This window comes from Streptomyces sp. NPDC047525 (assembly GCF_040643025.1).
Lineage (GTDB): Bacteria > Actinomycetota > Actinomycetes > Streptomycetales > Streptomycetaceae > Streptomyces > Streptomyces durmitorensis.
Genome location: NZ_JBEYTL010000008.1, coordinates 42597 through 65377 on the forward strand (window position 1 = coordinate 42597; position 22781 = coordinate 65377).

22 protein-coding genes and 1 riboswitch are annotated in these 22781 nt (G+C 69.7%); of the genes, 9 read left to right on the forward strand and 13 right to left on the reverse strand.

All coding sequences use genetic code 11. From position 1 onward, the window contains the following. Window positions 1-41 precede the first annotated feature (41 nt). Window positions 42-197 carry a hypothetical protein gene (locus ABZ833_RS23690; protein ID WP_361049754.1) on the reverse strand — a complete coding sequence of 52 codons (156 nt, stop codon included), beginning with the start codon at window positions 195-197 and terminating at the stop codon, window positions 42-44. A gap of 116 nt (window positions 198-313) precedes the next feature. On the opposite strand from ABZ833_RS23690, the gene ABZ833_RS23695 reads away from it, so the two are divergent. Next, the gene (locus ABZ833_RS23695) at window positions 314-955 is read left to right on the forward strand and encodes a TetR family transcriptional regulator (RefSeq protein ID WP_361049756.1); all 642 of its coding nucleotides are present in this window, start codon (window positions 314-316) and stop codon (window positions 953-955) included. Between the two features lie 65 nt (window positions 956-1020). Next, window positions 1021-1863, forward strand: a complete 843-nt coding sequence (locus ABZ833_RS23700; RefSeq protein ID WP_361049758.1) for an alpha/beta hydrolase — start codon at window positions 1021-1023, stop codon at window positions 1861-1863. On the opposite strand, the gene ABZ833_RS23705 is transcribed toward ABZ833_RS23700, so the two are convergent. Continuing rightward, the gene (locus ABZ833_RS23705) at window positions 1823-2812 is read right to left on the reverse strand and encodes a YafY family protein (RefSeq protein ID WP_361049760.1); all 990 of its coding nucleotides are present in this window, start codon (window positions 2810-2812) and stop codon (window positions 1823-1825) included. The two genes, ABZ833_RS23700 and ABZ833_RS23705, sit on opposite strands and share 41 nt — an antisense overlap. A gap of 97 nt (window positions 2813-2909) precedes the next feature. Between ABZ833_RS23705 and ABZ833_RS23710 the strand changes: the two genes are divergently transcribed. The 3 genes from ABZ833_RS23710 to ABZ833_RS23720 all read left to right on the forward strand — a co-directional run bounded on the left by ABZ833_RS23710 (window position 2910) and on the right by ABZ833_RS23720 (window position 5541). After that, entirely contained in the window at window positions 2910-3815 is a 906-nt protein-coding gene (locus ABZ833_RS23710; RefSeq protein ID WP_361049762.1) for a LysR family transcriptional regulator, read from the forward strand. A 104-nt stretch (window positions 3816-3919) separates the two neighbouring features. Continuing rightward, window positions 3920-4489, forward strand: a complete 570-nt coding sequence (locus ABZ833_RS23715) for a cysteine dioxygenase family protein (RefSeq protein WP_361049764.1) — start codon at window positions 3920-3922, stop codon at window positions 4487-4489. After that, the gene (locus ABZ833_RS23720) at window positions 4489-5541 is read left to right on the forward strand and encodes a putative sulfate exporter family transporter (RefSeq protein WP_361049766.1); all 1053 of its coding nucleotides are present in this window, start codon (window positions 4489-4491) and stop codon (window positions 5539-5541) included. Before ABZ833_RS23715 ends, ABZ833_RS23720 begins: the two co-directional genes overlap by 1 nt. Window positions 5542-5623: 82 nt before the next feature. On the opposite strand, the gene ABZ833_RS23725 is transcribed toward ABZ833_RS23720, so the two are convergent. The 11 genes from ABZ833_RS23725 to ABZ833_RS23775 form a co-directional block, all read right to left on the reverse strand. Next, complete coding sequence (locus tag ABZ833_RS23725; RefSeq protein WP_361049768.1) at window positions 5624-6493, reverse strand: thioesterase family protein; 870 nt, start codon at window positions 6491-6493, stop codon at window positions 5624-5626. A gap of 62 nt (window positions 6494-6555) precedes the next feature. Beyond that, window positions 6556-7230, reverse strand: coding sequence for a trimeric intracellular cation channel family protein (locus ABZ833_RS23730; protein WP_249587609.1), 675 nt, complete (start codon window positions 7228-7230; stop codon window positions 6556-6558). A 57-nt stretch (window positions 7231-7287) separates the two neighbouring features. Continuing rightward, window positions 7288-8679, reverse strand: a complete 1392-nt coding sequence (locus tag ABZ833_RS23735; RefSeq protein ID WP_361049771.1) for a M1 family metallopeptidase — start codon at window positions 8677-8679, stop codon at window positions 7288-7290. A gap of 108 nt (window positions 8680-8787) precedes the next feature. After that, window positions 8788-10023 (reverse strand): dipeptide ABC transporter ATP-binding protein, encoded by a 1236-nt coding sequence (locus tag ABZ833_RS23740; protein ID WP_361049773.1) that lies wholly within the window; start codon window positions 10021-10023, stop codon window positions 8788-8790. Between the two features lie 35 nt (window positions 10024-10058). After that, the gene (locus tag ABZ833_RS23745; protein ID WP_361049775.1) at window positions 10059-11156 is read right to left on the reverse strand and encodes an ABC transporter ATP-binding protein; all 1098 of its coding nucleotides are present in this window, start codon (window positions 11154-11156) and stop codon (window positions 10059-10061) included. Next, the gene (locus tag ABZ833_RS23750) at window positions 11153-12154 is read right to left on the reverse strand and encodes an ABC transporter permease (protein WP_249592822.1); all 1002 of its coding nucleotides are present in this window, start codon (window positions 12152-12154) and stop codon (window positions 11153-11155) included. The genes ABZ833_RS23745 and ABZ833_RS23750 overlap by 4 nt, the downstream gene beginning before the upstream one ends. A 119-nt stretch (window positions 12155-12273) precedes the next feature. Continuing rightward, window positions 12274-14043 carry an ABC transporter substrate-binding protein gene (locus ABZ833_RS23755; protein WP_361049777.1) on the reverse strand — a complete coding sequence of 590 codons (1770 nt, stop codon included), beginning with the start codon at window positions 14041-14043 and terminating at the stop codon, window positions 12274-12276. Window positions 14044-14145: 102 nt separating this feature from the next. Continuing rightward, window positions 14146-15150: an ABC transporter permease gene (locus ABZ833_RS23760; protein ID WP_249587614.1), complete on the reverse strand. Its 1005-nt coding sequence runs from the start codon at window positions 15148-15150 to the stop codon at window positions 14146-14148. A 365-nt stretch (window positions 15151-15515) separates the two neighbouring features. Then, the gene (locus tag ABZ833_RS23765) at window positions 15516-16289 is read right to left on the reverse strand and encodes an enhanced serine sensitivity protein SseB C-terminal domain-containing protein (RefSeq protein ID WP_249587615.1); all 774 of its coding nucleotides are present in this window, start codon (window positions 16287-16289) and stop codon (window positions 15516-15518) included. Window positions 16290-16412: 123 nt separating this feature from the next. Beyond that, window positions 16413-17216, reverse strand: a complete 804-nt coding sequence (locus tag ABZ833_RS23770; RefSeq protein WP_361049780.1) for an enhanced serine sensitivity protein SseB — start codon at window positions 17214-17216, stop codon at window positions 16413-16415. Window positions 17217-17279: 63 nt separating this feature from the next. Next, a complete protein-coding gene (locus ABZ833_RS23775) occupies window positions 17280-17966 on the reverse strand; it encodes an AAA family ATPase (protein ID WP_361050741.1) in 687 nt (228 codons plus the stop codon). A 141-nt stretch (window positions 17967-18107) separates the two neighbouring features. Beyond that, window positions 18108-18213: riboswitch (glycine riboswitch) on the forward strand. A 147-nt stretch (window positions 18214-18360) separates the two neighbouring features. On the opposite strand from ABZ833_RS23775, the gene gcvT reads away from it, so the two are divergent. The 4 genes from gcvT (at window position 18361) to ABZ833_RS23795 (ending at window position 22758) form a co-directional block, all read left to right on the forward strand. Further along, complete coding sequence (gene gcvT / locus ABZ833_RS23780) at window positions 18361-19485, forward strand: glycine cleavage system aminomethyltransferase GcvT (RefSeq protein ID WP_361049782.1); 1125 nt, start codon at window positions 18361-18363, stop codon at window positions 19483-19485. 58 nt (window positions 19486-19543) lie between these two features. Continuing rightward, a complete protein-coding gene (gcvH, locus tag ABZ833_RS23785) occupies window positions 19544-19921 on the forward strand; it encodes a glycine cleavage system protein GcvH (RefSeq protein WP_361049784.1) in 378 nt (125 codons plus the stop codon). A 30-nt stretch (window positions 19922-19951) separates the two neighbouring features. Further along, window positions 19952-21214, forward strand: coding sequence for a serine hydroxymethyltransferase (gene glyA / locus ABZ833_RS23790; RefSeq protein WP_361049786.1), 1263 nt, complete (start codon window positions 19952-19954; stop codon window positions 21212-21214). A gap of 158 nt (window positions 21215-21372) precedes the next feature. Beyond that, the gene (locus tag ABZ833_RS23795; RefSeq protein ID WP_361050744.1) at window positions 21373-22758 is read left to right on the forward strand and encodes an L-serine ammonia-lyase; all 1386 of its coding nucleotides are present in this window, start codon (window positions 21373-21375) and stop codon (window positions 22756-22758) included. The last annotated feature ends 23 nt before the right edge of the window (window positions 22759-22781 follow it).

Sequence of the window (22781 nt, forward strand, 5' to 3'; positions counted from 1 at the left end):
CGCGCTCCGGGGTGGTGGCGCGCCCAGGACCAGTGGCGCGCTCAGGACCGGCGGCCCGCGCGGCGCTCGCGGACCGCGAACACCATGAGCCAGACGCCGATGACGACGGCGGCGACGAGGGTGACGGGGAGCGGCGCGTGGGCAACGGAGCCCAGTGCCACACCGAGCAGCAGGAGAGCGGCGACGAGGAACAACATGGGATGCCTCTCGTTGAGAATTCGGTGAACGCTTGTGGTAACAACTGTTCACTGACTCTGGAGTCTACCGCCTCTCCGGCTTCCCAATCTCGGAGAACAGTTGTTAACTGCATGGCATGAGTCACACTCTCGGCATCCGGCAGGCCCAGAAGCAGAAAACCCGGCAGGCACTCCTGGACGCGGCGCTCCAGCTGCTCGAGGAGCAGAGCCTGAGCAGCCTGGGCCTGCGCGAGGTCACCCGCGCCGTGGGTGTGGCCCCCACCGCCTTCTACCGTCACTTCCGCGACATGGCCGACCTGGGTGTGGCCCTGGTCGAGGAAGCTCTGAGCAGCCTGCACACCACGCTCGTCGCGCTCCTGGCGGCGACCGGTGACAGCGAGGGCGACGACGAGGGCGAGGAACGCATCGCGGCCACGGTCGAGTTGATCGTCGCCTACGTGCGCACCCACCCCGCCCACGTCCGCTTCATCGCGCGCGAGCAGCACGGCGGAGTACAGGCCGTGCGCTCCGCGATAGGCGATCAACTCACCCTGTTCGCACGGGAGGTGAAGGACCAGTTCGCCCGGGAGCCCGAGTCGGCGGGCTGGGACGAGGACGACCTCCTGATGCTGGCCAGGATGTACGTCGACCACATGGTGATGACCGCGTCCGCGCTCCTGGAGGCGTCGCCCGACACCGAGGAGCGAGTGGCCGCCAGTGCGCGCCGGCAGCTGCGCCTGGTCTCGCTCGGGCGGCGCCACTGGCTGGACGAGCGGTGACCGGGGAAACGACGTACGCCCCGCGAGCCTCGACTCTCCCGTAAGGAGCTACTAGCCTTACGGTCATGACGACCGACCGCGACTGGACGCTCGACCAGACCTTCGCAGGACCGACCGGCGCCGTCCGCTGGACCGCGCTGGGCCCCGAGGACGCGCCGCCCGTCGTCCTGGTCCACGGCACGCCCTTCTCGTCGTACGTCTGGCGGGGCGTGGCCCGCGCGCTCTCCCGCGAGCACCGCGTGTACGCATGGGACCTGCCCGGCTACGGAACGTCGGAGATGCGCTCCGGGCAGGACGTGACCCTGGCCGCGCAGGCCCGTGTGCTCGCCGAACTCCTCACGCACTGGGGCCTGGACGAACCCGCCGTCGTGGCCCACGACTTCGGCGGCTGCGTCGCGCTGCGCGCCCACCTCCTGCACGGCGCCCGCTATGAACGCCTCGCCGTCGTCGACCCGGTGGCCCTCGCCCCCTGGGGCTCCCCCGCCTACCGCCTGCTCGGCGCGAACGCCGACGTCTTCGCCCAGCTGCCGCCCGCCCTGCACGAGGCACTGGTGCGCAGTTACGTCGGTTCGGCGAGCCACCGCGGCCTGCACCCCGCGGTGCTCGACCGCCTGGTCGAGCCCTGGTGCACACAGGAGGGCAGGCCCGCGTTCTACCGGCAGATCGAGCAGAACGACCAGCGGTTCACCGACGAGATCCAGGGCCGGTACGGGGAGTTGGCGCTGCCCGTCCTCATCTGCTGGGGCACGGACGACAGCTGGATCCCGGTCGAGCGCGGCCACGAGCTCGCCAAGCTGATCCCCGGCGCGCAGCTGCGTCTGATCGAGGGCGCGGGACATCTCGTACAGGAGGACGCGCCCGCCGAACTCACCGGCGAGCTGAGCCGTTTCCTGCGTACAGACCGGTGACCGCGGCGGCGGCGCGCTCCAGCTCGGCCCGCACCTCGGGCGGCGAGAGCACCTCCACGCTCGCGGCGAACGGGAGCAGCGTGCGGGCGTCACCGACGACGCCGAAACCGAGCCGGACGGTGATCCACTCGCTCTCCCCGTCGTCCTCGGGACGTGCGCTGAGGAACTGACCCTTCAGGCGCAGGAACTGGGCGAACCGGTCGCGCGCGACCCGCGCGGTCACGTCGACGCCGACCGGACGGTCTTCGACCTGGCGCTTCAGCACACGCCAGACGTCGGCGAGTTCAACACCGGGCCTGCGCCGCACGGGCAGGTCCGTGAGGGTCGCCGCCCGCACCCGGTCGGCGCGGAAGAGCTGGGGCGTGCCGCGCCGGTCGGCGACCAGGTACCAGACCCCCGCCTTGGAGACGAGGCCGTAGGGATCCACCGTGTACGTGCTCGGCTCCGCGTCGCCGCTGTGCCGGTAGCGCAGCCGCAGCCGCCGGTCGGAGAAGACGGCGTCCTGCAGCACGTCGAGGTCGGCGGTGACCGGATCCGATCCGCGCGGCCCCGGCATCCAGCGCGCCGCGTCGACGAGGATGCGCCGGCTCGTCAGCTCGGCGGCGGGACGGTGCGGTGCGGGCAGGGCCGCCATCACCTTGCGCAGCGCGGAGCCGATCGCGTCCCCGAGTCCGAGCGCGGCGTGCGCGCCCTGGGCGGCCAGGATGAACAGCGCCCGGGACTCGTCCGCCGTGAGCCCCGTGACGTCGGTGCGGAACCCGGGCAGGAGCGCGATGCCCCCGTGCCGCCCGCGCTCGGCGTACACCGGGACGCCGGAGGCGGAGAGCGCCTCGATGTCGCGGTAGATGGTGCGTACGGAGACTTCGAGACGGTCGGCGAGTTCATGGGCGGGGACCTGCCCGCGGGTCTGGAGCAGCAGCAGGATCGAGAGCAGCCGATCGGATTTCACGCAGCCAAGGATGGCGGACGACGCCGTCGACGGCTGTCAGGTGGTGCCGGGAAGGGGGACCTGTCGGCTCCTCCCGGGGCCTGCCTATGATTCAGGCGTGTTCGATTCCCGGCACATCAGGTCATTCCATGAAGTGGTCCGCACCGGTTCCTACTCCGCCGCCGCCCGCTCGCTCGGCTATACGCAGCCGGCGATCACCCAGCAGATGAAGGCGCTCGAACGGTCCGTCGGCACGGTCCTGTTCACCCGCGTCGGCCGCAGGATGCGGCTGACCGAGGCGGGCGAGGCGCTGTCCCGGCACGCGGGGATCATCCTCGGGAACATCAACGCCGCCGAGCAGCAGATGAACGCCATCACGGGCCTGCGCACCGGGCGCGTCCGCATCTGCGCCTTCCCCAGCGCCAACGCCACGCTCATCCCCGAGGCGCTGGCCCGGCTCGCGAAGAGCCATCCCGGTGTGCGCGTCGAGCTCCAGGAGAACGAACCGCCCGAGTCGCTCCAGCGCCTGGTGGACGGCGACTGCGACATCACGCTGGCCTTCCACTACCCCGGCCTGCACGAGGACGTGCCGGACGAGGTGATGGAGATCCCGCTGATGGAGGACCAGTTGACGGTCCTCATGCCGGCCCGCCACCCGCTCGCCCGGCGCCGCTCCGTCCGGCTCGTGGACCTCGCGGACGAGCGCTGGATCGCGGGCTGCCTGCGCTGCCGCGCCAACTTCCTGCACGAGTGCGCCGAGCAGGGCTTCGCACCGGACATCGCCTTCACCACGGACGACAACCTCGTCATCCAGAGCCTGGTCGCCGAGGGGCTCGGCATCGCGATGATGCCGGGGCTCGTCCTCAACTTCCTGCGTCACCGGGAGGTGACGGGCCGGGCCCTCGATCCGGCGTCGCGGCGGCAGGTCTCGGCGTACGCGCTCCGGGAGCACCTGCGGATTCCCTCGACGGCGCTGGTCCTCGAGGAGTTGAAGACGGTCGCGGCGAACCGGATGGGCTGCTGAGGCGCTCGGCGGCCCTCCGAACACTCCCATCCATAAGCGGAAGTTGGGGCGAGGCTTAGAAACTGTCGTTGGACGTGATGGAAGCGCGGCAGGACGCTGCCTTTATGAGTGCCTCCATCACCGCGTACCGCGCAGCCCGCACCACCGGGCGTCTGAACGACCTCGTCGCCGGCGTCCGCGAGGCCGTCGGCCGTGGCCTGCCGCCGGACCTGACCGCGTACCTCGTCGGCGAGCGGCTCGCGCCCCACCTGGGCGCGGCCGATCTGCTCACCGACGAGCAGTGCGAGGGCCACGACGATCGCTACCGGCAGCACCTGCTGCACGCCGAGCACGACGGCAGCTTCTCGGTGGTCGGCCTGGTCTGGCTGCCGGGCCAGCACACGGCGGTCCACGACCACGTCTCCTGGTGCGTCACCGGCGTCCACGAGGGCGCGGAGCACGAGCGGCGCTACCGCCTCGTCCCGGCAGCGTCCGGCTCCCCGGCGCGGCTCGTCGCCACGGAGGACCTGGTCAACCCGCAGGGCGCGGTGTGCGGCTTCGCGCCGCCCGGCGACATCCACCGGGTCTGGAACGCCGGCACGGAGCGGGCGATCTCGCTCCACGTGTACGGCGCGGACATCTCCCGCCTGGGCACCAGCGTGCGCCGGGTGTACGAGCTGCCGGCCGACCGCTGATGGCGCTGCTCGGGCAGCGGCCGCGCGCCACCGCCACCACGCCTCCCCGCCCCAGCAGTCCCCTGCCAGGGCTCGCTCTCGCGGCCCTCGGTGTCGCGGTGGCCTGGGCGACGCATGCGCTGTTCCCCGCCGTCCCGATGCTGACGGCGGCGGTGGTGCTCGGCCTCGCGGCGGCGCATGTCCCGGGCGTGCGCGCTGTCGTACGCGGCCGGGGCAAGGCCGGGCTCTCCCTCGCCGGCAAGCGGCTGATGCGGCTGGGCATCGTCCTGCTCGGCCTGAAGCTGAGCCTGGACGACGTCCTTGGCCTCGGCTGGGCGACGGTGGCGATGGTGCTCGGGGTGGTCGCGGCGACGTTCTTCGGTACGTGGTGGCTGGGCCGCAGGCTCGGCCTGCCCGGCGACCAGCCGCTCCTGATCGCCACCGGCTACTCGATCTGCGGTGCGTCCGCGATCGGCGCGGTCAGCGAGGTGACCGAGAGCGAGGAGCGGGACGCGGCGGTCTCCGTGGCCCTGGTGACCCTCTGCGGGACGCTTGCCATCGCCGTACTTCCCTTGTTGCAGGGGCCGTTGGGGCTGAGCGACGCGGAGTTCGGGCGGTGGGCCGGTGCGAGCGTGCACGACGTGGGGCAGGTGGTGGCCACCGCGCAGACCGCCGGGGCGGGGGCGCTGGGGGACGCGGTCCTGGTGAAGCTGATGCGGGTGGCGGTGCTCGCGCCGCTGGTGGCGGCGGTGGGGCTCTCCCTGCGGGCGCGGTCCGCCGCGCGCGGGGCGGGGGCGACTGCGGGGAAACGGAGGCCGCCGGTGCTGCCGCTGTTCGTGGCGGGGTTCCTGGGGATGGTCGCGGTACGGAGCACCGGCTGGGTGCCGGGATCCGTCCTGGACCTGGCGGGCCACGTCCAGGAACTGCTCCTCGCGGCGGCCCTGTTCGGGCTCGGCGCCGCGGTGGACCTGCCCTCGCTCACCCGAACGGGCGGGCGCATGGCGGCACTTGGGCTGTCCGCGTGGGTGGTGGTGGCGGGGGTCTCCTACGTGGGCGTCGTCCTCACGGCCTGACCGGGGAAGGAAGGCCCGACCGGGGAAAGAAGGCCTGTCCGGCGCCGACCCGCCGGACAGACCCCCGTCTTGTGGAGCCCCGTCAGGAGAGCCGGACCCGGGCAAGCTGGCGCGACTGGGCGACCAGGCGATCCGCCGCGTCCCAGACCTCCGCGTCCTCCTCCAGGAAGCCGCCGGCGAGGTTCCGCGTGGTGATGGACACCCGCAGGGGACCGGGCGCGGGGCTGGCCCGCACATGCACCGTCAGCTCCACGGTGGGGACCCAGCCGGAGAGGCCCAGCTCGAAGGCCGTCGGCGGCAGCGCGTCCACCGCGAGCAGCAGCGACAGCGGATCGGCGTCACGGCCGTCCGCGAGGCCGAACCAGGCCCGCATCTCCCCCTTGCCGGACGGCTGGCCGAGGGCCCACCCCAGGGTGGAGGGGTCCAGCTTCAGGAAGAGCCGGTCGCTGATCGCCGAACTGCCGGGCACGGGGCGGTGATCCGGAGCGTCCTGCGGACCGAAGCACTGCTCGATCGGCGGCAGGGCGGGCGGCTTGGCCGTCGTGCGGACGTCGTCGGGAAGCCCCGCCAGATCTCCGTACGAGGCGAGCACGCGGATCCGCTCGACCTCGCGCCCCTCGTCGTCGTACTGGAAGAGGGAGGCCTGCCCGGTCGACAGGGTCCGCCCGGCCCGCGCCGTGTCGGTGCGGATGACGGCGGGCCCGGGGTGGGACGCCGTGAGGTAGTGCGCGGAGACCGTGAAGGGATCCGCGTGCGGCAGGGCGTCGGCCAGCGCGCGGCCGATGACCGCGAGGAGATAGCCGCCGTTGACGGCGTTGATGATCGTCCACCCGGCGGAGAGCTCGATGTCATAGACACCGGGCTCCCGCCGGGTGACCGCGGTGTCGCGGTCGAACTCGCTGTCGCCGATGCTCGCGGGCACCGCTGCCGGTATGGATGCTGCCTCTGCCATACCGGCAACGTACAACATCTAATTACTGAGCGGTAGCTTTTTCTGAGCGGTAGCTTTTTCTGTCACGACGACGCGACATCCTCCACCTCCACCGCCGTCGAACGCCGGTGCCAGGCCCGCGGCGCGCGCCAGTGGTAGCGCAGTGCGAGCAGCCGCAGGACGAAGGCCGTGACCACGGCGAGGCTGCTGGTGAAGGCGTTCACCATGTCGTAGTTGATGCAGAGCGCGACCATCGCGGAGCCGACGATCGCGGGCACGGCGTACAGGTCGCGGTCCCAGCGCACCAGTGAGGGCACCTCGTTGGCGATGATGTCGCGCAGCACGCCGCCGCCCACCGCGGTGGCCAGGCCCAGGGCGGCCGACGCGGTGAGCCCGAGGCCGTAGTCGTACGCCTTGGTCGTGCCCGTGACGCAGAAGAGGCCGAGGCCCGCCGCGTCGAAGACGTTCACCGCGAGCTGGGTGCGCTCCACCTCGGGGTGCAGGAAGAACACCAGGAGGGCCGCGAACAGCGGGGTGATGAAGTAGCCGAGGTCGGTGAAGGCGGCGGGCGGCACCGCACCGATGACCACGTCACGGATGAGCCCTCCGCCCAGCGCGGTGACCTCGGCGAGCACGGCGATGCCGAACACGTCGAAGTTCTTCCGCACGGCGAGCAGCGCCCCGGAGATCGCGAAGACGAAGATCCCGACGATGTCGAGCGCGTGCTGGACGGAGGGACTGAACAGATCCTGAATCACGCGACATTCTTACCTGCCCGCCGACGCGGGCCTCACCAGGGCGGCACCGCGAGGCGACTACAGGGCGGGCTTGCCCTTCGTGAACAGCCACGTCTCGAACAACGCGTCGAGCTGCTTGCCCGAGACCTTCTCGGCGAGCCGGATGAAGTCGGCGGTGTTCGCGTTGCCGTACTTGTTCTGCTGGGCCCAGGCCGGGAGCAGCTTGAAGAACGCCTTGTCGCCGATGCGCTCGCGCAGGACCTGGAGCGTCATCGCGCCGCGCTGGTAGACGGCGGAGGCGAACATCGTGTCGCGCTGCGGGTCGCCGACGACGATCTGCCAGAAGGCCGAGTCACCGGGGCGCGAGTTGTAGCCCGCGAGGAAGGCGTCACGTGCGGTCTGGGTGCCCTTGTGCTCGCTCCACAGCCACTGGGAGTAGGTGGCGAAGCCTTCGTTGAGCCAGATGTCGTTCCACTTGTCGGGCGTGACGGAGTCGCCGAACCACTGGTGGGCGAGCTCGTGGGCGATGGTCGACTCGCTGCGGATCGCGGAGTAGACCGGCTTGGTCTGGGTCTCCAGGGAGAAGCCTGCCTGCGGCATGTCGTCGACGATCGCGCCGGTCTCCTCGAAGGGATAGGGGCCGAAGATCTTCGACCAGTAGTCGGTGACCTCCGCGGTGACGCCGTACACATCCACGTTGTTGCTGTTCTCCAGGACGGGGTCGATGGCGACGTAGATCGGGGTCCCCGCCGGGGTCTTGCCCCGCTTCACGTCGAACTTCCCGATCGTGGCGGTCGCGAGGTAGGTCGCCATGGGCTTGGACTCGCGCCAGTGGGCGACGGTCTGGCCGCCCTTGTCGTACGTGCCGACTAGGCGGCCGTTGGAGACCCCGGTCAGGCCCTTGGGCGCCTTGATGCGGATGTCGAAGGCGGCCTTGTCCATCGGGTGGTCGCTGGAGGGGAACCAGGTCGACGCGGCGTTGGGCTCGCAGGCGACGAAGACGCCGTCGGTGGTCTTCATCCAGCCGTAGTCGGAGCCGAAGACGATGGGGCCGCTCAGCGGCTCGGGCACACCGCCGTAGGTGACGCTCACCGTGAAGTTCTTGTGCTTGCGCAGGCTGTCGCGGGGGCTGATGCGGATCTCGTCGCCCTTGCGCGTGAAGTGCGCCCGTCTTCCGTTCACCTCGATCCTCGTCACCTCCAGCTTCTGGAGGTCGAGGTCGAAGGAGGAGAGGTTCTGGGTGGCGCGCGCGGTGATCGTGGTGCGGCCGTCGAGGCGGTCGGTGTCGGGGTTGTACGCCACGTCGAGGCCGTAGTGGCGTACGTCGAATCCGCCGTTGCCGAGCTGCGGGAAGTACGGGTCTCCGACGCCGTCGGAGCCCGGTTGGGGCCCGGGTGCGGCGGCGATCAAGCAGAAGGAGGCGGCGGCGGTGGCCAGTGCCCCCAGACGTGCCGAACGGGAGAGTGCCATGAGTCATCCCTTCGCGCGTGTTCCGATGAAACGGACACGCAGACTCTGCACTCTCCCGTATGGGCGTGTACATGACCTGGTGACTGATTTTTACCAAGTCATCAGGCACTACTTGCCGGTTGACTCCTGACCCGCGACTTCCGCTTCCGGAGCGGCCTTCGGGGCGTCGCCCTCCGCGGCGGCCTTCGGGGCCTCCTCCTTCGCGACGGTCTTCTTCGGGGTCGCGGCCTCCTCGGCCGTCTCCTCGGCCTTGCTCACCACCGACACCACGTCGATCGCCTCCTTGGCGACCTGCAGCAGCTTGGTGTCGCCCGGCTGCTGGTCCTCGGCGTTCTCCGGGTGGTGGCACGCCACCTGGTGGCCGGAGGCGAGGGCGATCAGCGGCGGCTCGGTCTTCGCGCAGATCTCCGTCGCCTTCCAGCAGCGCGTGTGGAAACGGCAGCCGGTGGGCGGGTCGATCGGCGAGGGGACGTCACCGCGGAGCAGGATGCGCTCGCTCTTGACGCCGCGCCGCCTGGGGTCGGGCACCGGAACGGCGGACAGGAGCGCCTTGGTGTACGGGTGCATCGGCGTGGAGTAGAGGTCCTTGCGGTCCGCGAGCTCCACGATCTTGCCGAGGTACATCACCGCGATGCGGTCCGAGACGTGCCGGATGACCGAGAGGTCGTGCGCGATGATCACGTACGTGAGGCCGAGCTCGTCCTGGAGGTCGTCCAGGAGGTTGACCACCTGCGCCTGGATGGAGACGTCCAGGGCGGAGACGGGCTCGTCGGCCACGACCAGCTTGGGCCGCAGCGCGAGCGCACGGGCGATGCCGATGCGCTGGCGCTGACCGCCGGAGAACTCGTGCGGGTAGCGGTTGTAGTGCTCGGGGCTGAGCCCCACGCGCTCCAGCATCTCCTGCACGTGCTTCTTCAGGCCGCCCTCGGGCTTGACGCCCTGCAGCTTGAACGGCGCACCGACGATCGTGCCGATGGTGTGCCGCGGATTCAGCGACGAGTACGGGTCCTGGAAGATCATCTGGACGTCGCGGCGCAGCGGCCGCATCTTGCCGGTGTTCAGGTGCGTGATGTCCACGCCCTCGAACTCCACGCGGCCCGCGGTCGGTTCGAGCAGGCGCGTGATCAGACGGCCCATCGTCGACTTGCCGCAGCCCGACTCGCCCACGACGCCGAGCGTCTCACCGGGACGTACGTCGAAGGTGAGGCCGTCGACGGCCTGCACCGCCGCCACCTGGCGCTGCAACAGCCCCTTCTTGATGGGGAAGTGCTTCACCAGGCCGTCGACCTTGAGCAGCGCCTCGGGCGACCCGGAGGAACTCTTCGTCTGCGCCGGGATCGTCATCTCCTGGCCCTTCGCCTGATCTTTCGCATCGTCTTTCACAGCTTCGGCGCAATCTCTTCGGTCCAGATGCGGGTGCGCTCGCCCTGCGACATGTGGCAGGCGGTGAAGTGACCCGGTGCGACCTCGTGCAGGTCGGGGCGCTCACGGCGGGTGATCTGGTCCTTGGGGATGTCGGCGTACGGGCAGCGCGGGTTGAAGGCGCAGCCGTCCGGCAGGTTGATCAGGCTGGGCGGGGAGCCCTTGACCGGCACGAGACGGTCGGTCTCCTCGCGGTCGATGCGCGGCATCGACCCCAACAGGCCCCAGGTGTAGGGGTGCTGGGGCTCGTAGAAGACCTTCTCTGCGGTGCCGCGCTCGACGCAGCGCCCGCCGTACATCACGAGCAGCTCGTCCGCCATCTCGGCGACCACGCCCAGGTCGTGCGTGATCATGATGACCGCGGAGCCGAACTCCTTCTGCAGATCCCGGATGAGGTCGAGGATCTGCGCCTGGACGGTGACGTCAAGGGCGGTCGTCGGCTCGTCGGCGATGAGCAGTTCGGGGTTGTTCACCAGGGCCATCGCGATCATCGCGCGCTGGCGCATGCCGCCCGAGAACTCGTGCGGGTAGCTGTCGACCCGCTTGTCCGGCTGGGGAATGCCCACCCGGTCGAGCATCTCGATGGCGCGCTTGCGGGCGACCTTCTTGTCCACGTTGTTGTGGACCCGGTACGCCTCCATGATCTGCTTGCCGATGGAGTAGTACGGGTGCAGCGCGGACAGCGGGTCCTGGAAGATCATCGCCATGTCGCGGCCGCGCAGCTTGCGCACCTCGTTCGGGTCCGCGCTGAGCAGCTCCGTGCCGTTCAGCCAGATCTCGCCGGACAGCTGCGCCTTGCGGCTGCCGTACTGCCCGGCGGTGTGCAGGCCGAGGATGCCGAGCGAGGTGACCGACTTGCCGGATCCTGACTCGCCGACGATGCCGAGGGTCTTGCCCTTCTCCAGCTGGAAGCTGAGCCCGTCGACGGACCTGACCAGGCCGTCGTCGGTCGGGAAGTGCACCTTGAGATCGCGCACCTCGAGAAAGGCGGTGGGAGCGACCGCGTCGGCGACGGGTTCTCCGACCGCCGCCCCGGTCTTGTGCAGTTCGGTCATCCCAGCCTCACTCGCGGGTCGATGACGGCGTACAGAAGGTCGACGACGAGGTTGGCGAGCGCGATCGCGAGCGACGCGCACAAGGTCACGCCGAGGATCACCGGCAGGTCCTTGTTGCTGATGGCCTTGACCGCCTCCAGGCCGAGCCCCGGCAGGTTGAACGTGGACTCGGTGAGGACGGCGCCACCGAGGAGCACACCGAGGTCGAGGCCGAAGACCGTGAGGATCGGCGTCATGGCGGAGCGCAGCGCGTGCCGTCTGATGACGACGGCCTCGCCGAGCCCCTTGGCGCGCGCGGTGCGGATGTAGTCCTCACCGAGCACTTCCAGCATGGTGGCGCGGGTGAGGCGCGCGTACATGGCGGCGTTGAGGAACGCGAGCACGATCCAGGGCAGGATCAGGGTCTCGAACCAGATGTTGATCGGATCGTCCGTGGTGAGGGTGTCCTCGATCTTCACCCAGCCGAGCGTGTGGACGAAGAGCCCCATCGCGATCATGCCGGTGAAGAAGATCGGGAGCGAGACGCCGCCGAGGGCGGTGATCATCGCGGAACGGTCCCAGATGGTGCCCCGCTTGAGCGCGGAGAGCACACCGGTGGCGACACCGGCGACCAGCCACAGCACACAGGCACCGGCGGCGAGCGCCGCGGTGACGGGCAGGGCGTCCTTGAGGGTCTCCCAGACGGGCGCCTCGGTACGGAAGGAGTATCCGAAGCAGGGGGCCGGACAGTGGGTGACGTCGGCCCCGTTGGCGTAGTCACGCCCCATCGGGATGCCCTTGACGAAGTCCCAGAACTGGACGAGCAGAGGATCGTCCAGACCCAGTTTGATCCGGATGCCAGCGAGCTGCTCGGCTCCGGACGACTTGCCGGCGAAGAGGACGGCGATGTCCTGTCCCGCCCACTTGGGCAGCATGAAGAAGACGGTGAAGGTCGCGAGCAGTACGACCAGCACCATGACGACAACGGCGATCAGGCGCCGGATGAGATAAGCAAGCACTGTGCGCGGCCCGGCGGTGGCCGGGGCCCCCTTGTGAGGGGTCCCGGCCACCGCCCGGGGCCATCACCTGCCCTTCGGACTGGCGGGATTCGGCGGTGGGACTGCCTTGGCGGCGGGGACTACTTCTTGTCGCTCACACCGAGCGAGACGTAGTCGTAACGACCGCTGTAAGCGGCGGACGAGTAGACGTTGGTCGCCCGCGAGGAACGCCACGAGATGTTCTTCTCGTAGATGAAGGGCATCCAGTAGGCCTTGTCCACGATCTCGTGGGCCAGGTCGGTGTAGATCTCACCGGCCTTGTCGGGGTCGACCGTGCCGATCGCGTCGTCGAAGTACTTGTCGACCTTCGGCTCGTCGATCTGCGACTCGTTGTAGTTGCCGTTCTCGTTGATGAAACGGCTGTCGAACAGCGGCTGGGCGTAGCCCTGGCCGGTCGGGAAGTCAGGACCCCAGCCCGCCATCGTCATGCCGATGCCGCGCTTCTTCACGACCGAGGGAGAGCCGGTGATGCTGGAGGAGTCGGCGCCGTCGATCTGGTCGACGTCGGCGTTGATGTTGACCTTCTTCAGCTGCTCCTGGAGCGCCGTGGCGGCGTCCACCTCACCCGGCTGGTTGGTGCGCGCCGAGATCTTGGTCGAGAAGCCGTCAGGCTTGCCGCACTCCTTGAGCTGAGCCTTCGCCTTGGCGACGTCCGGCTTGCCCTTGCGCTCCTTGATGCCGTACGGGTCGTAGTCGTCGTGACCCTTGATCGACTTCGGGAAGACGTTGGTGGCGATCTCACCGGCGGCGACCTCGCCGCCACGGGTCTTCTGCAGGCTCGCGAAGTCCGTGGCGTAGAAGACGGCCTTGCGGCAGGCCTCGTTGTCGAACGGCTTCGTCTTGGTCACCAGGGCGACGTAACGGACGAAGTCCGTCTGCATGTTGTCGACGTTGTCCTTGTGATCCTGAATGGCGGTGGTACGACCCGACTGGGTCATGCCCGTGCCATTCATGTCGATGTCGTAGTCACCTTCCATCAGGCGCTTGTCGTTCTCTTCGAGGTTCGCCGAGATGGTGACCGAGATCTTGTCCGGCAGGGCGGGACGGACCGGGTCGGACGACTTCTTCCAGTTCTTGTTGCGGACGAGCGTGATGCTCTTGCCCGCGCTGTAGTTCTGGAACTTGTACGGGCCGGAGGAGAACGGGCGCTGGGTGTACTTGGCGCCGGTGTCCTCGGACTGCTTCACCGGGGTGCCCGACGGCATCGCGAGCATCTGCTCGAAGTCGCCGTTCTTCTTGGGCAGCTTGAAGATGATGGTGGTGTCGTCCGGCGTCTCGATCGCCTTCAGGCCCAGCTTGTCCTTGGACTTGTCCTCGTAGGGGCCCTTGTACTCGCCCTTGGGGTCAAGCGTCGACTTCAGGTAGCCGGGACCACCGGTGATGACCTTGGTGGCCCAGATGCGCTCGATGCCGTACTTGATGTCCTTGGAGGTCAGCTTCGAGCCGTCCTCCCAGGTCAGGCCGTCACGCAGCTTGTACGTGTAGGTCTTCCCGTCGTCGCTGATCTTCGCCGTGGACTCGGCGAGGTCGGGGACGAGCTTGTTGGACGCGGCGCCCGGCTTGGTGTCGTACGTGATCAGCGTGCGGGTGTAGTACCGCATGAAGTCCCACGTCATGCCGTAGTACGCGCGCTGCGGGTCGGCCGAGTCCAGGTCCTGCTTGGCGATGAACTTGAGCGTTCCGCCCTTCTTCGCCGACTCGTTCGCGACCTTGCCGATGGCCGCGTCGTAGCCGGCGCCCTTGCTGTCGTCGTCGTCGCTGCCGCCGCCGCACGCCGTGGTGGTCACCAGCGCCGCCACGACGAGGGCCGCGCCTGCGGTCAACCGTCGTTTAGAGGAACCTGTGGGCATTTCTCGCATCCTCCGAGATTCGCGGTCCTTGGCTTTGACTGCCTTAAGAACCATGGGAAGAGCCACCTGACGCTGCGGCAGGGGCAAGCCAGTTGGAGCTGTTTACCGAGTTCCCTTGGGGTCCAGGGCGTCGCGCAGCCCGTCACCGAAGAGGTTGAAGGCAAGCACGGTCACGAAGATCGCCAGGCCGGGGAAGACCATGAACATCGGGTCGTGCTCGTACGTCGCGAGCGCGTCCCGGAGCATGCCGCCCCAGGAAGCCGTCGGCGGGCGTACACCTGCGCCGAGGAAGCTGAGTGCCGCTTCGGTGAGGATGTTGGTGGGGATCATGAGCGTGGCGTACACGGTGATCGGCGCGACCAGGTTCGGCAGCAACTCACGGAAGAGGATGTGCCGTTGACCGCCGCCGAGACTGCGGGCCGCTTCGACGTACTCGCGTTCGCGCAGGCTGAGGGTCTGGCCGCGGACGATGCGCCCGACGTAGGGCCAGCCGAAGAAGCCGATCACCAGGATCAGTACGGCGATGCGGACGCCGCTGCCGGTGAGCCCGAGCAGGTCGTCGGGCAGGACCGAGACCAGGGAGATCACGAAGAGCAGCTGCGGGAAGGCGAGCAGCACGTCCATGACCCGGCTGATCAGCGCGTCGATCCAGCCGCCGAAGTAACCGGCGATGATCCCGAAGAAGGTGCCGAGCACCACGGCCACCACGGCGGCGAGGAACGCCACGAGGAGCGAGATCCGGGCGCCGTAGACGATCCGGCTGAAGACGTCGCGTCCCTTGTTGGGCTCCACTCCGAAGAGGAAGTCCCAACTCATGCCGCCGAACGCGCCCTTGGGCAGGTTCGTCAGGTCTTCCAGCTCGTCCTGGTGGAACTCGTTGGGCGGGTGGCCCAGCAGGGAGACGATCAGGGGCGCGAAGACGGCGACAAGGACCAGGACGAGCACGGTGATGCCGCCGGCCAGGGCGACCTTGTCCCGCTTCAGGCGGTTCCAGGCGATCTGCTTGAGGGACCGCCCCTCGACCTTCTTCACCCCTGCATCAGCTGCGGGAGCGACGTCCGCCGTCGGGTCCGCGTCCGCAGGTGTGTCATGCAATGGTGCCGTCATCGTGGCAGGGACCCCTCTCAACCGGTGGTGACCGGCCCGCACTTGTCGCTGTAGCGATGTGATCAGTCCGTCGTACACAGGGGCGAAGCGCCCCTGGTGCGGGAGTCTTCATCGGGGTCGCGATCTGTTACCAGCCTTGACGGTGAATGGATGCGCAACCGTGATGCTGATCGAGGTGTTCCGTTATCCGGACGCACGTGAACGAGGGGCGAACACGGGGCAGTTGGGTCGCAAGGTGCCACGGGAGCCCATAGGGCCCCTCCACCATCAGAACGGACATCGTGACGGTCAGGGCAGGTATACGAGCCGCGGTGGCCGGTTCAGGGCCCCTTCAGGGCCCTGACGAGTGCCGCGTCGCGGCCGCTTCAGTACTGCGCGGGGTAGCCGTATCCGCCCGCGGGTGCCGGGGCCGGCTGGGCCTCGCGGTCGTAGAAGGGCCTGACGTTGGCGCGCAGCCACATGGCCACCGGGTCGTACGCGTCCGACATCGCGACGGTCGACACGGGCAGGCCGTCGGGGACGGCGGCGATCGACTGCTGCATCATCGTGCGCACCCCGTCGACCGACGACGGCGATGTGTCGTACACATCGAGGCCGATGGCCAGGTACGGCGCGCCGAGAGCGGGCTGCACCCAGGCGCGGCGCAGCGAGCGGACCGCGGGGGTGCGGTGCGCGTTCTGCGTGAGCAGGGCGTAGAACTGGGGGATCTCGATGGCCGGCTCGGTGAGCCGCAGCGGGCCCGCGGGCAGCAGGTCGAGGCCCGACGCGATGCGCCGCAGGTCGAGCCAGGGGATGCCGACGCCGCCGCCGGGGGCGTGCGGGTTGAGCCAGAGGCCGTAGTGGTCGGGGTAGAGGGTGCGGGAGATGTCGAGCCCGCTGACCACCTCGTACGAGCGGTTCCAGCCACTGGCGGAGAGCTCCTGGGCGGAGGTCACGCACGGCGCGTACCCGAGGCCCTCGACCTCCATGTTTCCGTACTGCGCGTCGGGGGATCCGGCCTGGCCGTGCCAGAGCAGCATCCATACCTGGTCGGCGGCGAGCGCCCGCAGGAGCGCCTCGTAGGCGTCGTAGCGCCCCGGCGTCACCTGGCGCAGCATGTGCTCGACCTGCCCGGCCGCAGCCGTGCCCGACGCACTCACCCTTAACCGCCCCTTCGCGATGACCCGCTGACCCGGTGGACCCAGGTCATGAAACCAGCTTAAGCGGCGATCCTGACACCGACTTGACGTACGGCACCCTCACACACGTACCTGCACATGTCCTTACGCGTGTCCGTGCTCGTGCCCGGCGGCCCGGCCGAAGAAGGGCCGCACCCGCTCGCGCAGCCAGTCGCCGACCGGATCCTGGGCCACGTCGAGCAGCACCAGGTTCACCGGCCAGGCCACCGGGGCCTGGCCGAGGGCCCGCCCCACGGCCTCCATCGGCAGCTCGCGCGCGTTGCCCTCCCAGGAGGTCAGTTCGACGCCGACGAACAGCGTGGGGTCCTCGCCCTCGACACTCGCCAGGCAGCGGCGTGCGCTCAGGACGACCCCGGTGGCCTCGAACTCACGGGCGGCGGCGGACAGGAAGTCCACCGGGTCCTCCTGCCAGTCCGGTTCGAAGAGGCGTACGCGGCCGCCGCTCGCGGGCCCGTCCAGCGGGGTGCGCCCGGCGCGGCAGAGCTCGGCGACGGCAGGCGGCGGCAGCGGGACCCCGATCGTGCCGTCCGGGTTGACCGCGATGCCCAGCTGCGGGGGCAGGCCGCGCGCGAACTCCACGGCGGGCGCCACGGTGCAGCCCATCCGGCCGCCGGTGGCCTGCTGGAACTGCTGCTCGGAGCTGAAGACGGGGACGTAGGCCTGGCCGTCGATCTCCAGCGTGGGCAGGTCCAGGGTGCCGCTGTCCGGGGCTCCGCCGTTCGGCAGCGGGACCCAGACGTGGCTGCGGCCGAGCACCTCGACGATGCGGGCCCCCGCGGAGGCCTGCGGCGCCCCCGGCGTGCCGAGAGATGCGGCGAGCACCTCTTCGAGTTCGTTGCCCGGCCATCCTCCATAGGGATGGGCGTGTGCCTGCGCCGGAAAGTCCATCTCTTTAACCCCTGCTCGGTCCCGCTCTGCCTGCGGCACGACCCTAACGTGGCGGCGGGCGGCTCAGTCGCCGAAGCCGATCCCCCGCAGCACGCCCGCCGCGGTCCGGTCGAGCAGCACCGCAGAGCCGCAGCCGCGCGGCAGATCGCCCCGCTCGGCGGCGCCGACCAGGCGGCCGACCGTCCTGCGGTGGCGCGCGAAGGCGTACCGCGACACGCCGCGGCCGCGCGAGAGCTGGCCCTCTATGGCGGTGTCCGGCGGCACGTCGAGCAGCAGCAGGTGCAGCGTCGTGCCGCGCCGCGCGGCCTCGCGGGCCAGCCAGCGGCGCACCCACGCCTGCGTTCCGCAGTCGTGCACCACGACACTCTCGCCGGAGCGCAGGGCCCTGCGCAGCCCCGCGTAGTGCGCGAGGCGGACCAGGGGGCGGTACACCGCGTACGGCAGCAGGTCCGGCATGCGCCGGGCCCAGCGGTCGCGGGTGTCCTGCGAGTCGATGCGCGGGCCCGCGACGGCTCTGCGCATCAGCGTGGACTTGCCGCTGCCCGGCAGCCCGGAGACGACGATCAGGTCGCCGTCGCCGAACGTCAGCCGGTGCGGGCTGTGGCCGGTCCGCTGCCGCAGATCGCGGACGACGGCCGCCGGCAGGGGGCCGCAGCTCTCCCTGGTGGGGGCGGCGGCCTGTTTGGGCAGGGCCACCCCTGTGTTGGTCGCGTAGACACTCGTCCTGCGCACCGTGATCGGCCTCCCCATAGCGGTCACGTACCTGCTTCCCGCAGCTTCCCCGGCAAGTGTAAAGAGAAGGTAATGCGGCACAAGGGCATTACTGGACTGGCACTGCCCTGTGACGCGGGCGCGTGCAATGATGTGCCCGCAAACTCCATACAGGCCGTTTGAATCCGCGCGGGAGAGTTCCCGGTCACCGTCGTACGACGCACCGGGGCGCCGAAGGAGCAAGTCCCTCCCTTGAATCTCTCAGGCCCCGTACCGCGCGGGCGAGGCACATCTGAAAAGCGGGCCGCCCCGGTGGCTCCACCCAAGGTGCAAGTCATGACCCCCTGTACGAGCGGGTCGTGGTGAACCTCTCAGGTTCCGATGACAGATGGGGAGGATCGACCTCGCCCGTCATGCCCTGGGAGTTCCACGTATGAGTACCGCCCCCCGTCTGACTGCCCTCGATGCCGTGCATCGCGCGCTCGGCGCGACCATGACCGACTTCGCGGGCTGGGACATGCCGCTGCGCTACGGCAGCGAGCGCGACGAGCACATCGCCGTCCGCACCAAGGCCGGTCTCTTCGACCTCTCCCACATGGGCGAGATCACGGTCACAGGACCTGAGGCCGTGGACTTCCTGAACTTCTCGCTCGTCGGCAACATCGGCTCCGTCGGTGTCGGCCGCGCCCGCTACACGATGATCTGTGCCGAGGACGGCGGGATCCTGGACGACCTGATCGTCTACCGCCTCGGCGAGACCGAGTACATGGTGGTCGCCAACGCCTCGAACGCGCAGGTGGTGCTCGACGCGCTCACCGCCCGCGCCGACGGCTTCGACGCCGAGGTCCGCGACGACCGCGACGCGTACGCCCTGCTCGCCGTCCAGGGTCCCGAGTCCCCCGGCATCCTGAAGTCACTCACGGACGCCGACCTGGACGGCCTGAAGTACTACGCGGGCCTGCCGGGCACGGTCGCGGGCGTCCCCGCGCTGATCGCCCGCACGGGCTACACCGGCGAGGACGGCTTCGAGCTCTTCGTCGCGCCCGGCGACGCCGAGAAGCTCTGGGGCGCGCTGATGGAGGCGGGCGAGCCCGTCGGCCTGGTCCCGGCCGGGCTCTCCTGCCGCGACACGCTCCGCCTGGAGGCGGGCATGCCGCTGTACGGGCACGAGCTGACCGCTGAGCTGACGCCCTTCGACGCCGGTCTCGGCCGGGTCGTGAAGTTCGAGAAGACCTCGCAGTCCGACACCTTCGTGGGGCGCGCCGCGCTCGCGGCCGCCGCCGAGCGCGCCGAGACCGCTCCCCCGCGCAAGCTGGTGGGCCTGATCGCCGAGGGCCGTCGCGTCCCGCGCGCGGGCTTCTCCGTGGTCGCCGACGGAAAGGTCATCGGCGAGGTCACCTCCGGCGCCCCGTCCCCGACGCTGGGCAAGCCGATCGCCATCGCGTACGTCGACGCGGCGCACGCGGCGCCCGGCACCGAGGGTGTCGGAGTGGACATCCGGGGCACGCACGAGCCGTACGAGGTCGTGGCGCTGCCGTTCTACAAGCGCCAGAAGTGACACCCCGCACAACAGCCTCGTTCATCAGCACTCCCCCGCGTACAGGAGAATTCAGGTCATGAGCAACCCCCAGCAGCTGCGTTACAGCAAGGAGCACGAGTGGCTCTCGAACGCCGAGGACGGTGTGGCGACGGTCGGTATCACGGAGCACGCGGCCAACGCGCTCGGTGACGTCGTCTACGCCGACCTGCCCGGGGCCGGCACCGCGGTGACCGCGGGCGAGACCTGCGGCGAGCTCGAGTCGACCAAGTCGGTCAGCGACCTGTACTCGCCGGTGACCGGTGAGGTCGTCGAGTCGAACCAGGACGTCGTGGACGACCCGTCGCTGGTCAACTCCGCCCCGTTCGAGGGTGGTTGGCTCTTCAAGGTGCGCGTCACGGAGGAGCCGAAGGACCTGCTCTCCGCGGACGAGTACACCGAGTTCTCCGGCAGCTGAAGCCCCCCGAAGACCCTTAGGGACCACCTGATGTCGCTTCTCAACACCCCTCTCCACGAGCTGGACCCGGACGTCGCCGCCGCCGTCGACGCCGAGCTCCACCGCCAGCAGTCCACCCTGGAAATGATCGCCTCGGAGAACTTCGCTCCGGTCGCCGTCATGGAGGCCCAGGGCACGGTCCTGACCAACAAGTACGCCGAGGGCTACCCCGGCCGCCGTTACTACGGCGGCTGCGAGCACGTCGACGTCACCGAGCAGATCGCGATCGACCGGATCAAGGACCTGTTCGGCGCCGAGTACGCCAACGTCCAGCCGCACTCCGGCGCCTCCGCCAACCAGGCCGCCCTCTTCGCGATCGCCAAGCCCGGCGACACGATCCTCGGCCTGGACCTGGCGCACGGCGGCCACCTCACGCACGGCATGCGCCTGAACTTCTCCGGCAAGCAGTTCAACGTGGTCGCGTACCACGTGGACGAGGCCGGTCTGGTGGACATGGCCGAGGTCGAGCGCCTGGCCAAGGAGAACAGCCCGAAGGTGATCATCGCGGGCTGGTCCGCCTACCCGCGCCAGCTGGACTTCGCGGAGTTCCGCCGGATCGCCGACGAGGTCGGCGCGTACCTGTGGGTCGACATGGCGCACTTCGCCGGACTCGTCGCCGCGGGGCTGCACCCGAACCCGGTGCCGTACGCGGACGTGGTCACCTCCACGACGCACAAGACGCTCGGCGGCCCGCGCGGCGGCGTCATCCTGGCCCGCAGCAAGGAGTTCGCGAAGAAGCTGAACTCCGCGGTCTTCCCCGGCTTCCAGGGCGGCCCCCTGGAGCACGTGATCGCGGCCAAGGCCGTCTCCTTCAAGGTCGCGGCCTCCGAGGAGTTCAAGGAGCGCCAGCAGCGCACCCTGGACGGCGCCCGCATCCTGGCCGAGCGCCTGGTGCAGGACGACGCGAAGGCCGTCGGCGTCGACGTCCTGTCCGGCGGCACGGACGTGCACCTGGTCCTGGTGGACCTGCGCAACTCCGAGCTCGACGGCCAGCAGGCCGAGGACCGCCTCCACGAGGTCGGCATCACGGTCAACCGCAACGCGGTCCCGAACGACCCGCGCCCCCCGATGGTCACCTCGGGCCTGCGGATCGGTACGCCCGCGCTCGCGACCCGTGGCTTCCAGGAGGAGGACTTCCGTGAGGTCGCCGACGTCATCGCCGAGGCGCTGAAGCCGGGCGACGTCGACACGGAGTCGCTCAAGGCCCGCGTCTCGGCCTTGGCAGCCAAGCACCCGCTGTACCCCAACCTGTAGCATTTTCGTACGCTTTCCTTCGTACGAATCTTCGGGGCACCGCGCACACTGGACAGTGAAGACAGTGAGTGCGGTGCCCCGGCTCATGCCCCGCGTTCGTAGTTTTCTGCACCACCCCGGCAGACAACGGCGTCTACCAACCATCATTGGAGTTTCTCGTGGCCCTCTCGGTCTTCGACCTGTTCTCGATCGGCATCGGCCCGTCCAGCTCCCACACGGTCGGTCCCATGCGCGCCGCCCGCATCTTCGCGAGCCGCCTCAAGAACGAGGGCCTGATGGCCCACACCACCGCCATACGGGCCGAGCTCTACGGCTCCCTCGGCGCGACGGGCCACGGCCACGGCACCCCGAAGGCGGTCCTTCTCGGCCTGGAGGGCGAGTCCCCGCGCTCGGTCGACGTCGAGTTCGCCGACGACCGCATCGAGCAGATCAAGAGCACGGGACGCCTCAACCTGCTCGGCATGCACGAGATCGACTTCGACTTCGACGAGGACCTGGTCCTGCACCGCCGCAAGGCCCTGCCGTACCACGCCAACGGCATGACGATCTTCGCGTACGACCGTGAGGGCGCCCTCGTCCTGGAGAAGACGTACTACTCCGTGGGCGGCGGCTTCGTCGTCGACGAGGACGCGGTGGCCGGCGAGAACCCGATCGTGCCGGACGACACGGTCCTCAAGCACCCCTTCCGCACCGGCGACGAGCTGCTCCGCCTCGCCGACGAGACCGGCCTGTCCATCTCCGCGCTGATGCTGGAGAACGAGAAGGCCTGGCGCACCGAGGCGGAGATCCGCGAGGGCCTGCTCGACATCTGGCGCGTGATGCAGGCGTGCGTCTCGCGCGGCATGTCCCGCGAGGGCATCCTGCCGGGCGGCCTCAAGGTCCGCCGCCGCGCGGCGAACTCCGCACGCCAGCTGCGCGCCGAGGGCGATCCGCAGGCCCGCGCCATGGAGTGGATCACGCTGTACGCGATGGCGGTGAACGAGGAGAACGCCGCGGGCGGCCGTGTCGTGACCGCCCCGACGAACGGCGCCGCGGGGATCATCCCGGCGGTCCTGCACTACTACATGAACTTCGTGGCCGGCGGGTCCTCCCAGGAGGAGCGGGAGGACGGCGTGGTCCGCTTCCTGCTCGCGGCCGGCGCGATCGGCATGCTCTTCAAGGAGAACGCCTCGATCTCCGGCGCCGAGGTCGGCTGCCAGGGCGAGGTCGGCTCCGCCTGCTCGATGGCGGCGGGCGCCTTCGCCGAGGTGCTCGGCGGCAGCCCCGAGCAGGTCGAGAACGCGGCCGAGATCGGCATGGAGCACAACCTCGGCCTGACCTGCGACCCGGTCGGCGGCCTCGTCCAGATCCCGTGCATCGAGCGCAACGGCATGGCGGCCGTGAAGGCCGTGACCGCGGCGAAGATGGCGATGCGCGGCGACGGCAGCCACAAGGTCTCCCTCGACAAGGTCATCAAGACCATGAAGGAGACCGGCGCGGACATGAGCGTGAAGTACAAGGAGACGGCGCGGGGCGGGCTCGCGGTGAACATCATCGAGTGCTGAGGCCTGCTGCCGAGGAAAAGGCC

Coding starts and splice junctions, on each gene's coding strand:
- ABZ833_RS23695 (WP_361049756.1), top strand. CDS start 314: ATGAGTCACACTCTCGGCATCCGGCAGGCCCAGAAGCAGAAAACCCGG.
- ABZ833_RS23755 (WP_361049777.1), bottom strand. CDS start 14,043: ATGCCCACAGGTTCCTCTAAACGACGGTTGACCGCAGGCGCGGCCCTC.
- ABZ833_RS23690 (WP_361049754.1), bottom strand. CDS start 197: ATGTTGTTCCTCGTCGCCGCTCTCCTGCTGCTCGGTGTGGCACTGGGC.
- ABZ833_RS23740 (WP_361049773.1), bottom strand. CDS start 10,023: ATGACGATCCCGGCGCAGACGAAGAGTTCCTCCGGGTCGCCCGAGGCG.
- glyA (WP_361049786.1), top strand. CDS start 19,952: ATGTCGCTTCTCAACACCCCTCTCCACGAGCTGGACCCGGACGTCGCC.
- ABZ833_RS23770 (WP_361049780.1), bottom strand. CDS start 17,216: ATGGACTTTCCGGCGCAGGCACACGCCCATCCCTATGGAGGATGGCCG.
- ABZ833_RS23700 (WP_361049758.1), top strand. CDS start 1,021: ATGACGACCGACCGCGACTGGACGCTCGACCAGACCTTCGCAGGACCG.
- gcvT (WP_361049782.1), top strand. CDS start 18,361: ATGAGTACCGCCCCCCGTCTGACTGCCCTCGATGCCGTGCATCGCGCG.
- ABZ833_RS23720 (WP_361049766.1), top strand. CDS start 4,489: ATGGCGCTGCTCGGGCAGCGGCCGCGCGCCACCGCCACCACGCCTCCC.
- ABZ833_RS23715 (WP_361049764.1), top strand. CDS start 3,920: ATGAGTGCCTCCATCACCGCGTACCGCGCAGCCCGCACCACCGGGCGT.
- ABZ833_RS23775 (WP_361050741.1), bottom strand. CDS start 17,966: ATGGGGAGGCCGATCACGGTGCGCAGGACGAGTGTCTACGCGACCAAC.
- gcvH (WP_361049784.1), top strand. CDS start 19,544: ATGAGCAACCCCCAGCAGCTGCGTTACAGCAAGGAGCACGAGTGGCTC.
- ABZ833_RS23725 (WP_361049768.1), bottom strand. CDS start 6,493: ATGGCAGAGGCAGCATCCATACCGGCAGCGGTGCCCGCGAGCATCGGC.
- ABZ833_RS23760 (WP_249587614.1), bottom strand. CDS start 15,150: ATGACGGCACCATTGCATGACACACCTGCGGACGCGGACCCGACGGCG.
- ABZ833_RS23745 (WP_361049775.1), bottom strand. CDS start 11,156: ATGACCGAACTGCACAAGACCGGGGCGGCGGTCGGAGAACCCGTCGCC.
- ABZ833_RS23735 (WP_361049771.1), bottom strand. CDS start 8,679: ATGGCACTCTCCCGTTCGGCACGTCTGGGGGCACTGGCCACCGCCGCC.